Genomic DNA, 11,562 nt, shown 5'->3' with positions numbered 1-11,562 from the left:
TATTGGATTGGACGTAAGTTTGTTTACAAAACATTTTCTATTCCAAAACCCTTATCCAAACCTGAGGTTAAATAGTAAAACCGAATTATATAATTTTCTATGTATTGCTTACCTCAAAACCAGTATTACATTAATGGCTTTTCCATTGAATAAAATAACGTGATAACCCCCATTTTTGTGATTGTTATGTATTTGTTTTGTAAACTATTTGATAAAAACAACAGATGGGAAATTAATTCGATGTATTTGGGTTTTTTCTCCTGTATTTTGACGGTTAACAATCGTCTGATCAACATATTGTCGCCTGCAGCAAGCTGTGCATTAGAGTAAATAACCAATCAAAAATGGCTTTAAATTGTATGGACGTGTTCGTCGTACACATTAAGGAAACCCCTCGTGCGGATAAATAAATCTTTTCTCAATTACTCTCGTGTGATCCATGTTTATGTATCTATGGCGTTATTAACACTGATGGTGTTTTTTTCCATTACAGGGGTAACGTTGAATCACCCAGAATGGTTTGCAGATAACGAAGCGTATGTTGATGAATTGGAACTTCAATTGCCTCGTTCATTACTTGGGGTAGAGCACCAAGGTGAACTCATAAAATATTTGCATCAACAAAGTTGGTTTAATGGTAAGAGACTTACATTAGAGCGAGATGAGTATGAGCTGTTTATCAGTGATAAGGGCCCAGGCGCACATTTGGCCATTACAGTGGATCTAGAAAGTGGTGACGCGTTTATAGAAAAAACAAATTATGGTATGTGGGCAAAACTCAATGATTTACATAAAGGCCGCAATAGTGGTGCAGTGTGGCGATTGGTTATTGATGTCAGCGCCATATCAATGATTTTATTTAGTGTTACGGGTTTGGTGTTAGCGCTGGCTCAGAGACGAGTAAATAAAACTCTAGCGCTAAGCTTAGTAACCACGTTAGGGGTCTTTTTTTGCTATTTATTTTATGTATAGCACGGTTTAATTTTTTGAGGAGAGAAAATGATAAAAAATGGTTGTTTCTATTAGTGGTACAGTTCTTTGTGGTTAGTAAAGCACAAAGCTCGGAAATAGAACTCTCTATCAATTTAGCAAAACAGACGGGGGAATATCATAATCCTTATGTCGCAGTGTGGATTGAAAACGATGAGGGAAAAAGTGTACGGACGTTAGTGCTTTGGCGCGAAGGTGCTAAATGGTTAAAAGATATTCGCACATGGTGGCGAAAAGTGGGCAGACGAGATTCAGCTCTAGTCGATGCTATCACTTCTGCAACACGTCCAGCGGGAGATTATCGTTTGAATTTTAAAGCGAGTGATGATCAAGGGAAAAGACTAGAGAATGGCAATTATACCTTGAAAATTGAAGTCGTTAGAGAGAACGGTGGTCGAGCCATTATTAAGAAAAAGTTTAGCTTAAATGGGCTGGCGCAGACTTATACCCTTAAAGCTACCCCAGAAACAAATATCGCAACATTTTCGATTAAGGAATAAAAAAGTATGTCTAAATTAAAGTTATTCGCTATTTTAGTATTGTCAATGGCTACCTCGGCACAGGCACATAACCGTTGGATTTTACCCACTCATTTTAGTGTGTCGGGCGAAGAACAGGTATGGATAATGGCCGATGTTACGGCATCTAACGAAACGTTTAACGTCGATAAGCCAATGGGTTCAGACAGGTTTAGTATTATTAAACCAAATGGTGAACGTGCTCGTCCAAGTTCAAGCTTTCGAGGTCACCGCAAAAGCGTAGTGGACATTAATTTAGTGGAAGACGGAACGTATAAAATGTTTTTGGATAGTGATGTCAGTTACTGGACCAGTTATGAAATAAAAGGAAAGGATGGTACGCAGTGGCTACGCAATACAAGCAAAGCGAATCGTGATGCTAAACTTCCCAAAGGCGCTAAAAATGTCAACACGCTGGCCTCTAAATCGCAAGTTATGACCTTCGTAACACTCAATGCACCCACAGAGAACTACCGTTTAACCAAGCAGGGTTTAGAGTTGAAGCCAATTACACATCCGTCTGACATTGCTCAAAATGAAAAAGCACAACTGCAATTTGTGTTTGATGGTTTGCCACAAAAAGGCGTAGAAGTTGAAATTATTAAAGATGGTGCGCGCTATAGGAACAATTTGGATGCATTGAAATTGACCTCTGATCAAAAGGGGCAGATCTCGTTTACATTACCAGAGGCTGGTAGATACTTATTAATTGCTGAATTTAAAAAATCGCAAAAGAATAACCCATTGGCTGATGAAATGGGTGGCCAAGTATTCTTTACTTTTGAGGCGGTATTGAACTAAGCCTCTGTACATGTACTTTATATCACAGTCATGATTGCCTATATTATTGGCAATCATGTATCGTTTTATTTGTCAGTAAAGAGCGTACAGAAAAAGGTGTTACTTTATTTTTAACATCTACAGTGACTTTGGCGATGTCTAAATACTGAAAGTCACCAGGGCCGTTCAGTTGCCATAACCCAGCAGCTATTTTCGATAAGCAAAATGCTTTTGTATCTCCATGACTGACTAAAATGGGAAAGTCATACGTATTGGCAAGTTTGTTCAATGCCTCTTTATATACTTTAAACCCATCACACTTCTTTTGGCGAGTATCAGTGCAAGCTTTGTCATGTTTTGGAGGAGCAAATATATCTGCTTGCATAAATATCACCGCCGCAGTTAGGTTTTCATTTAAATGAGATGTTAGCCAGTTTAAGTTATGTGAGTCTCTGGCTTGTACTTGCGCGCGTGCGATTTTTTTATCTGATTTTAAAATTTGCTTACGACCATTATTAGTGCCAACCACGTGCAAGGTCATAAAACGAACATTATTATGTAGCCAAGCTTGATTCTCAGGTTGCGCTGTTTGCCGTGTGTATTTGTTAAGTTTTGCTGAGGTGTGAGTGAACTCTGTACGAATGAAATCTAATCGTTCGAGCTCGTCATACCTTGGTTTTAGGCTTTTTCTATCGCAGTCAGTCCAATCATTGTCTCCAGGCGTATAAATAAAAGGTTGCGTACTTATCTGGCTAATGAGTGTGTAATTTTCTTTTAGTATCGTGTTTGTGCAAGGTACCGCACCGGATTTAATGTCTCCAACATGTACAACAAAGTCATGAGGTGTACTTTGTGCTGCTTTATAAAGTATGCCGGTAGGTTTACTGAGCATTTTTGCATCCACATCAGAATAAGGCATATCACCATATACAAGAAACTGACTAGGTTGAGCGGAAGTAAACAGGGCCGTGCCAACGAGCGTAAATAACAAGGGTAGCTTGAGCATATGCGTTCTAAGTGGAGAAGTAGAGTTTCTACGATATACCATTAGGTAATGTAAATAAAAGTGTTAAGTGAGAAAAAGTGTAGGATTTGTGCCATCAGAAGCTGGGTTTAATACCAAAGAACTAACGTGGCTATCGCACTTTTAATCGTGAGTATGAGGGCGGTGTTAGAGTGTTTTTAGTAGATTTTGGAAGTAAGCTCGATAAGATAAACAGCAGAGAAAATCGTTTAGTAAATGGTACCGTTCTATATGCCAGCGCTACTCAGGCTTGTCGATGTTGCATATGTGCAACACCGTTATATAAAATCACTCCACGACAGAGGCTACATCGATTGTTATTCTTGTGTCGAAACTTTAATTGGAGCATGAGAAAAAATATGAAAGAAATACTGTCTATATTCTGGTTACTTTATATGGCATTAATGTCATTAACAACACAAGCAAAACAAGCTGATGTCATGGAGATTGAAGCGGTATTTGCCGCTTATATGGACAAATATAATGACTATTTACGCCATGGTGAGTTGACGAACAAGACGCAATTGTATCATGATAAAATGATGGTGCTTTCTGGCCGAAGTGGGGCAGCAGTTACATCAGCTAATAAATTTAACGAACAGGTTAAAGGCTTTTTAGATAACTTAAAAAAGCAAGGTGTTACACGTGTTTCATGGGAGAAAGTGGGCATTCAACAATTGAGTGACTCAGTTGCAATTGTGAGTAACAGAGCTGTCCGTTATTTGAAAACCGGTGAAGTACATAACCGAGTGGGGGCGACGTACTTTATCAATAAAGTTGGTGGAAGTTGGAAAATATCTGCTTTCACAGTGCACTCACCAAATACAGTATTACCAATATAAAGATAAGGAAAAAATGGAAAACTGGGATGACTATCGGCTGATTTTGGCGTTACATCGAGGCAAAACATTGCGCGGTGCAGCTGAGATATTAACGCTAAATCACTCGACAGTTTCAAGGAGAGTATTGGCATTAAAGAATAAGTACAATGCAGATGTGTTTGAGTCGAATCAATCTGGATTTGTGCTAACCTGTTTTGGCAAAACCTTATTACACTCGGCGCAAGAAATTGAAAAGCTGATATTAAGCGATTTACGCCGAGAGCAAAGTGTCAATGCGGATCTGTCGGGTAATATTCATTTATCAGTGCCACCTGCAATTGCGCAATTCTTAATTTTTGACGCGTTACATGATTTTCAATTGCAGCATAAAAATATCTCTTTACATGTACATACTTCATACTCTTTAGCTGATTTAGATAGATCTGAAGCAGACGTTGTTGTGAGGGTATCTAATACACCCGATGAGCATTTAGTTGGACATCGCTTATTCCCCATTTATTTGGGTTATTATGCCAGTGAGGCATATTTAGAAGCGAAGGAGTGTTCACAATATCAGTGGATAACTAATGTGTATCAACAGGCAGCACCGACCTGGATTGCTCAATCTCCCTTTCCTGATGCACCGATTGGATTTACAATCGAAGATTTAGTCTTGCGTCATTACGCGGCTTTAAAAGGTCAAGGAATGATACTCGGTGCCTGTTATATTGCAGATACGTTAGGACTTAAGCGCTTAAACACTCAGTCGTTAATGATACATCAGGATATATGGGTGTTAACTCACCCAGACCTTAAAGATGTTCCACGTATTCGCGCGTTAATGCGCTTTTTAACACACGCGATACGTCAGAAAAAACCGTTAATATTCGGTGAAATTAAACAGTGAAAACCCAAGCACGATTGAGCTTGGGTCAATCAGAATGTTACATTGGCGACTTTAACACTCGATAATATTCACAGCCAATCCACCGCGGGCTGTTTCTTTATATTTTGTCTTCATGTCATTACCAGTATCTAGCATGGTTTTAATGACTTTATCGAGCGATACCTTTTGGTCACCAGTACCTCTAATGGCAAGTCGAGACGCGTTGATGGCTTTGACGGCGCCCATCGCATTTCGTTCGATACAAGGTACTTGCACTAAACCACCAACAGGGTCGCAGGTTAAGCCTAAATTGTGTTCCATACCAATCTCTGCAGCATTTTCAACATGTACGACATTGCCGCCCATAATTTCTGTTAATGCGCCTGCGGCCATTGAGCACGCAACGCCGACTTCACCTTGGCAGCCTACTTCAGCACCAGAAATAGAGGCATTTTTTTTGTATAAAATACCAATAGCTGCAGCTGTCAGTAAGTAACGGGTGGCAATTTCTTCGTCAACTTCTCGAATAAATGTGTGATAGTACATTAATACTGATGGTAAAATACCGGCGGCACCATTGGTCGGCGCTGTTACAACACGGCCGCCAGCAGCATTTTCTTCATTAACGGCAAGGGCAAACAAATCAACCCAGTCCATGGCCCGTAATGGATCATTACTGTTTTCTACATTGAGCTTTAAATACAGACTAGGTGCTCGACGCTTAACTTTTAAGCCACCAGGTAAAATACCTTCAGTTCTCATACCGCGCTCGATACACGCTTTCATGACTTCCCAGATATTAAACAATTCAGCTTTGATTTCTGCCTGTGTACGCAATGTTTTTTCATTTGCCATCATTAAAGATGAAACACTCAGGCCAGAGTCTTTACACAAAGCAAGGAGTTCAGCTGCATTTTCAAATAGATAAGGAGCAGGGTTTTGTTCTCTTATATCTAGCGCCGCTTGCTTTTCACAGTCAAACTGTTCGTCAGTTACAATGAAGCCACCGCCGATTGAATAATATACTTGGCTATGCAGACGTTCGTCACCATTAAAAGCAACAATTTCCATTGCGTTAGAGTGCTTTGGAAGGGTTTTTCTACGGTGAAATACGATGGCGCCTTGCTTAGGAAAAGCTGCTTTGTGGGTTTTATCTAAGTAGATCACTTGTTCTTTTTCGATTTGATCTAAGATAGATGGAACAGCATCAGCGTCGATGGTCTCAGGATCATAACCTGCAAGACCTAAAATAACCGCTTTACCTGAACCGTGGCCAATACCAGTTTGACCTAATGAGCCGTATAGCTCGACTTTAACAGCAGTAACGTCTTCGATCATTCCTTTAGATTGTAAATCTTGTACGAATAAACGAGACGCGCGCATTGGACCGACGGTATGCGACGACGAAGGTCCAATACCGATACTAAACATATCGAATGCACTAATCATAATTTATACTCAACATTGCCTTTGAACGGGCGCACATCATAACTTTAAAATGCATAATTGTAACCAGTTCAATTATGAATTTATTATGCTTACTCAACCAATTTAACAAAGTTTTTAACGACACTGGCGGTTGCTCCCCATAGGAGACCATATGGTGTTAAAAAGCCGTCCATTTGACGTGACTTACCGGCATATTCAACATGCATAGTTTGCCAGTTATTACGGTCTATCAGGTGTGAGAGCTTGATGGTAAAAGCATGATCAACTTCAGCACTTTGAGTATGCCATATGGCATGTTTTTCAAGTGTTGCCACGATAGGTCTAATACAAAACCCTGTTAAAGTATTATGCTCGTTGAGCTGACCTATGGTGTTTATGTATTGTGATTCTATTCCCAGCTCTTCTTGTGTTTCTCGCACGGCCGTGTGTGTTTTTGATTTGTCACTGGGCTCTACTTTGCCCCCAGGAAAACAAATTTGACTTGGGTGATGTGCTAGATAAGCGGGGCGTTTGCAAAATAGTAAAGCAGCTTCACCGTGTTCTTCAATTAAAGGTAACAAAATGGCGCTGTCACGAACGCTGGTATGTGGTTGATGGTCGCTTGTTGTATCAGCATGAATATGAAATCTGGCAATAACATCAGATAGTTTCACTGTTTCTCCAAACGAGATTTATTGTTTACTAAGTATAGGTAAGATTTTTTGTACTTTATGAAAAGTTTCTTGATATTCTAAATCAGCTTCCGAATCAGCAACAATTCCGCCACCGGCCCAACAAAATATTGTATTGTTGTGGCATATTAATGTTCTGATGGTAATGGATGTATCCATTCGACCACATGCACTTAAATAGCCAATTGAACCACAATATACACTGCGTCGGTGCGGCTCTAGCTCTTCGATGATTTCCATGGCTCTAATTTTTGGTGCGCCTGTTATCGACCCTCCAGGGAATGCTGCATATAATTGATCAACCGCGGTTTTTCCTTGTGCAAGTTCACTGGTAACGGTGCTTACTAAGTGATGCACCGCGGGGAAGCTCTCAATAGCAAACAGTTTGGGGACAGATACGGAGCCAGGCCGAGCAACCTTACCGAGATCATTTCTTAATAAGTCGACAATCATCACATTCTCAGCACGATCTTTCGCACTATTTTGCAGTGTTATGGCTTGTTGGCGATCGGCATCGGCGTTTGCAAGTCTGGGTAGAGTACCTTTGATAGGTTTTGATTCAACTTTGTTGTGATTAACGAGCAAAAACCGTTCTGGTGATACCGATAAAACTGCGCCATAAGGCAAATTAATATAGGCAGAAAAAGGGGCTTTATTTTGAGTTTGCAAGCGTTTATATGCTGCCCAAGGATTGCCAGAGTATTGTGCACTGAAGCGTTGTGCGAGATTAATCTGATAACAGTCACCACTTTTTAAGTAAGCTTGAATGTGTGAAAATTTATCAAAGTATTCTTGTTGTGTAAGGTTCGATGTCCAATCGCTGTTTAATGAGAAGTCGTTGTTACTCTCAGCGCTGTTTGTCGGTGTAGATAAGTCGAAGTAATCGGATAAGTTATCGACGTTTGGTTGCGACACATAATACCAAGTATCTGTTAAGTTATCTTTGATCAACGCATCTAGGTAGAGGCCAACGACCATATCAGGTAACGCAATATCTTGTTGTGCTGATTCAGGCACTCTTTCTATATAACGGCCTAAATCATAACCAAAATAACCTAACCAACCGCCTGAAAATGGCAATTCAAATGGCGCGGGCTGTTTAGATAACATATTTAAGTGGGTATTCATGGCCTCGAACCAATTTAACTCTATTTTATTTCCATCTAGAAAAATTGCTTGAGATTTGGCTTCAAGTATCTGTGTCGGGTTAATGCTGATAATGTCATAGCGACTATTTTCATGTTGAGCATGACTAGAATCGAGCAAAATTGCGTATGGTAAGTGGGCAAATTGCTCAAAAAGTGCCACAGTGGAGAGTGATATATCTAATTTTTTACAATTGATTTGCTCATTTATCATTTACTTGAACCTGAAAACTAGCCCGAAACGGGCGGGGAGGGTATCATACTTATCTCGTTTTCTACAGTCACCCAAGGGTCACTGTAAACCGTCATTATCGTCTAGATGTATTCTGTTATTGACTATTGTGGTTAATAGCACAAATTAAGGAACCGTCATGAGTATGATCCGTCAGCAAGATTTCATCGACAGTATTGAAGATGCTTTGCAATATATCTCTTTTTATCACCCGTTGGATTTTGTTCAAGCATTAGAGAAGGCTTATCACAAAGAAGAAAGTAAAGCTGCAAAAGATGCCATAGCGCAAATTTTGATAAATTCTCGCATGTCTGCAGAAGGCAAACGCCCGCTGTGTCAAGATACAGGTATCGTGACCTGTTTTGTTAAAGTTGGCATGGATGTGAAATGGGATCAAACGGATTTAACTGTTCAACAAATGGTTGATGAAGGTACTCGTCGCGCATATTTAAATCCAGACAATCCTCTGCGTGCTTCTATTGTAGCAGACCCTGCAGGAAGTCGTAAAAACACCAAAGACAATACACCATCGGTTGTGCACATTGATATGGTGGCTGGCGCTGAAGTGGAAGTAATGATTGCCGCGAAAGGTGGTGGTTCAGAAAATAAAACAAAAATGGTAATGCTTAACCCATCAGATGATGTGGCTGCATGGGTTGAAAAAACACTGCCAACAATGGGGGCAGGTTGGTGCCCACCGGGTATGTTAGGAATAGGTATTGGTGGTACTGCGGAAAAGGCCGCTGTACTGGCAAAAGAATCGCTGATGGATCCGGTTGATATTCATGAATTACAAGCTCGAGGGGCTGAAACTGCAGAAGAAAAATTGCGTCTAGAGATTTTCGAGCGAGCGAACAAACTAGGGATCGGTGCTCAAGGTCTTGGTGGGCTAACAACAGTGGTTGATATAAAAATCAAAACAGCGCCTACCCATGCGGCATCAAAACCTGTGGTTATGATCCCAAATTGTGCAGCTACACGCCATGTACACTTTACGCTCGATGGTTCAGGACCTGCAGATTTAAAAGCGCCAAAACTAGAAGATTGGCCTGAAGTGACATGGGAAGTGGGTGAAGATACGCGTCGCGTTAACCTTGATACGCTGACAAAAGAAGATACCCATGACTGGAAAATGGGTGAGACAGTATTACTTTCAGGCAAAATTTTAACGGGACGTGATGCTGCACACAAACGTTTACAAGACATGATCAACTCTGGTGAAGGTTTACCTAAAAATGTAGACTTCAATAATAAATTTATTTATTACGTAGGCCCTGTTGATGCTGTCGGTGATGAAGCAGTGGGCCCTGCTGGTCCAACAACGGCAACGCGTATGGATAAATTCACTGACTTGATGCTCGAAAGTACTGGCATTGTTGGTATGATTGGTAAAGCAGAACGAGGTCCAGCGACCGTTGAATCAATTAAACAAAATAAATCAGTGTATTTAATGGCTGTCGGTGGTGCTGCATACTTGGTTGCGAAGGCAATAAAAAAAGCGCGGGTCGTTGCTTTTGAAGATTTGGGAATGGAAGCTATCTATGAATTTGAAGTAGAAGATATGCCGGTAACTGTTGCGGTAGATAGCACTGGTGCCAATGCGCATGAACAAGGCCCTGCAATCTGGAAAGCAAAAATAGAAGAGTTAGACAGTAAGTTAAAATAAACTTGTTAACAGTTTAATCATAACCGCATATAAGGTCACTTTTATGCGGTTTTTTTGTAATTATATCTGTACATTGAGGCCCAACTTTACGTTTACGTAAAGGGTCCTTGCTGATAATTAAGATATTTTAACTGTATAAGTTGTTGTTTGAATAAATATTGGATTATTTACCTATGTTTTTTATTTAATTTAAAATAACAATTCAAATATACAAGCAATTGTAGGTTGATCATCTCATTTCCTAGTAACACCAAACAGATAGTGATAGAGTTTTGCCAGTTTCAGCGCTACTCACCCCAATGGGGCAAAAATTTCGGAGAACTATAAAGTGGCTGTTTTTAACCAAGTTGAATTTGATAACCATGAACAAGTGGTGTTTTGTGCCGATGAGGCGTCAGGCTTAAAAGCCATTATAGCAGTACATAGCACTAAGCTAGGTCCTGCCGTAGGCGGTTGCCGCTTGTGGGATTATGCAGAAGATGAAGATGCGGTGTATGATGTACTGCGCCTGTCAAAGGGAATGACATATAAAAATGCGGTTGCTCGTTTACCATTTGGTGGCGGAAAATCAGTCATTATAGGTAATGCTAAGACGATTAAGTCAGATGCACTATTTAAGGCTTTTGGCAGACACCTTGAGCGTTTAGGTGGCAGCTATTATTCAGCAGAAGATGTTAACATTACTACCGGTGATGTAATGGTTATGAATCAAGAAACTAATTATGTATTAGGTCTTGAAGGTAAAAGTGGTAACCCATCACCATTTACTGCCCTAGGTACGTTTTTAGGGATCAAAGCGGCATATCAGCATAAGCATGGACATCAAGATTTGGCGGGTGTTAAAGTCGCAGTGCAAGGGCTTGGCGCGGTTGCTTATGGCTTGTGTAAGCACTTACATGAGGCGGGCGCAGAGTTGTTCGTGACAGACATAAATATGGCGTCCGTTGATAGAGTGGTAACTGATTTTGGTGCAACTGCTGTTGGTATCAATGAGATTTACGACCTTGATGTGGATGTTTACGCTCCATGTGCTTTAGGCGCAACGGTTAATGATGAAACTATTCCGAGAATTAAAGCGAATATCATTGCAGGCTGCGCTAATAACCAGCTTGCAGAGTCTCGACATGGTGAGATATTACGTGAAAAAGGCGTGTTGTACGCACCTGATTATGTGATTAACGCTGGGGGTATCATTAATGTATTTTATGAAACTCAACCACAAGGGTACGATGAAGTACTTGCAACTAAGCATGTTGAAGGCATTTTTGAGACATTAGCAGAGATATTTACTCGCTCTGAGTCTGAGCAAAAGTCTACTCACATTATTGCGGATGAATTGGCACAAGAGATAATAGCAAACGGTTTATAATCGATAGACTA

11 protein-coding genes are annotated in these 11,562 nt (G+C 40.4%); 7 read left to right on the top strand and 4 right to left on the bottom strand.

The window, feature by feature from the left end; translation table 11 throughout:
• Window positions 1-396: 396 nt before the first annotated feature.
• From J8L97_RS05240 to J8L97_RS05230, 3 genes are read left to right on the top strand one after another with little or no spacing between them, the layout of a single operon-like run.
• A complete protein-coding gene (locus J8L97_RS05240) occupies window positions 397-972 on the top strand; it encodes a PepSY-associated TM helix domain-containing protein (RefSeq protein WP_211048141.1) in 576 nt (191 codons plus the stop codon).
• Window positions 973-986: 14 nt separating this feature from the next.
• Complete coding sequence (locus tag J8L97_RS05235; protein ID WP_247688533.1) at window positions 987-1,490, top strand: DUF2271 domain-containing protein; 504 nt, start codon at window positions 987-989, stop codon at window positions 1,488-1,490.
• A 6-nt stretch (window positions 1,491-1,496) separates the two neighbouring features.
• Complete coding sequence (locus tag J8L97_RS05230; protein ID WP_211048140.1) at window positions 1,497-2,309, top strand: DUF4198 domain-containing protein; 813 nt, start codon at window positions 1,497-1,499, stop codon at window positions 2,307-2,309.
• Window positions 2,310-2,352: 43 nt separating this feature from the next.
• On the opposite strand, the gene J8L97_RS05225 is transcribed toward J8L97_RS05230, so the two are convergent.
• Window positions 2,353-3,294 (bottom strand): hypothetical protein, encoded by a 942-nt coding sequence (locus J8L97_RS05225; protein ID WP_211048139.1) that lies wholly within the window; start codon window positions 3,292-3,294, stop codon window positions 2,353-2,355.
• Window positions 3,295-3,671: 377 nt separating this feature from the next.
• Here J8L97_RS05225 and J8L97_RS05220 point away from each other — a divergent pair, with 377 nt between their 5' ends.
• Both J8L97_RS05220 and J8L97_RS05215 read left to right on the top strand, forming a co-directional pair.
• The gene (locus J8L97_RS05220) at window positions 3,672-4,154 is read left to right on the top strand and encodes a hypothetical protein (RefSeq protein WP_211048138.1); all 483 of its coding nucleotides are present in this window, start codon (window positions 3,672-3,674) and stop codon (window positions 4,152-4,154) included.
• A gap of 13 nt (window positions 4,155-4,167) precedes the next feature.
• Window positions 4,168-5,040, top strand: a complete 873-nt coding sequence (locus J8L97_RS05215) for a LysR family transcriptional regulator (RefSeq protein WP_211048137.1) — start codon at window positions 4,168-4,170, stop codon at window positions 5,038-5,040.
• 51 nt (window positions 5,041-5,091) lie between these two features.
• On the opposite strand, the gene J8L97_RS05210 is transcribed toward J8L97_RS05215, so the two are convergent.
• The 3 genes from J8L97_RS05210 to pabB form a co-directional block, all read right to left on the bottom strand.
• Window positions 5,092-6,468, bottom strand: a complete 1,377-nt coding sequence (locus J8L97_RS05210; RefSeq protein ID WP_192507965.1) for an L-serine ammonia-lyase — start codon at window positions 6,466-6,468, stop codon at window positions 5,092-5,094.
• An 89-nt stretch (window positions 6,469-6,557) separates the two neighbouring features.
• Window positions 6,558-7,121, bottom strand: coding sequence for a CoA pyrophosphatase (locus J8L97_RS05205; RefSeq protein WP_211048136.1), 564 nt, complete (start codon window positions 7,119-7,121; stop codon window positions 6,558-6,560).
• An 18-nt stretch (window positions 7,122-7,139) separates the two neighbouring features.
• Complete coding sequence (gene pabB / locus J8L97_RS05200; protein ID WP_211048135.1) at window positions 7,140-8,498, bottom strand: aminodeoxychorismate synthase component I; 1,359 nt, start codon at window positions 8,496-8,498, stop codon at window positions 7,140-7,142.
• A 157-nt stretch (window positions 8,499-8,655) separates the two neighbouring features.
• On the opposite strand from pabB, the gene J8L97_RS05195 reads away from it, so the two are divergent.
• Window positions 8,656-10,182, top strand: a complete 1,527-nt coding sequence (locus J8L97_RS05195) for a fumarate hydratase (RefSeq protein ID WP_192507962.1) — start codon at window positions 8,656-8,658, stop codon at window positions 10,180-10,182.
• 328 nt (window positions 10,183-10,510) lie between these two features.
• On the top strand, window positions 10,511-11,551 hold the full coding sequence (locus J8L97_RS05190; RefSeq protein ID WP_211048134.1) for a Glu/Leu/Phe/Val dehydrogenase: 1,041 nt from the start codon (window positions 10,511-10,513) through the stop codon (window positions 11,549-11,551).
• Window positions 11,552-11,562 lie beyond the last annotated feature (11 nt).

The organism is Pseudoalteromonas sp. MMG012 (assembly GCF_018100875.1).
GTDB lineage: Bacteria > Pseudomonadota > Gammaproteobacteria > Enterobacterales > Alteromonadaceae > Pseudoalteromonas > Pseudoalteromonas aurantia.
Note: the sequence above shows the minus strand (reverse complement) of the source record. Positions and strands in the feature narration are given on the sequence as shown.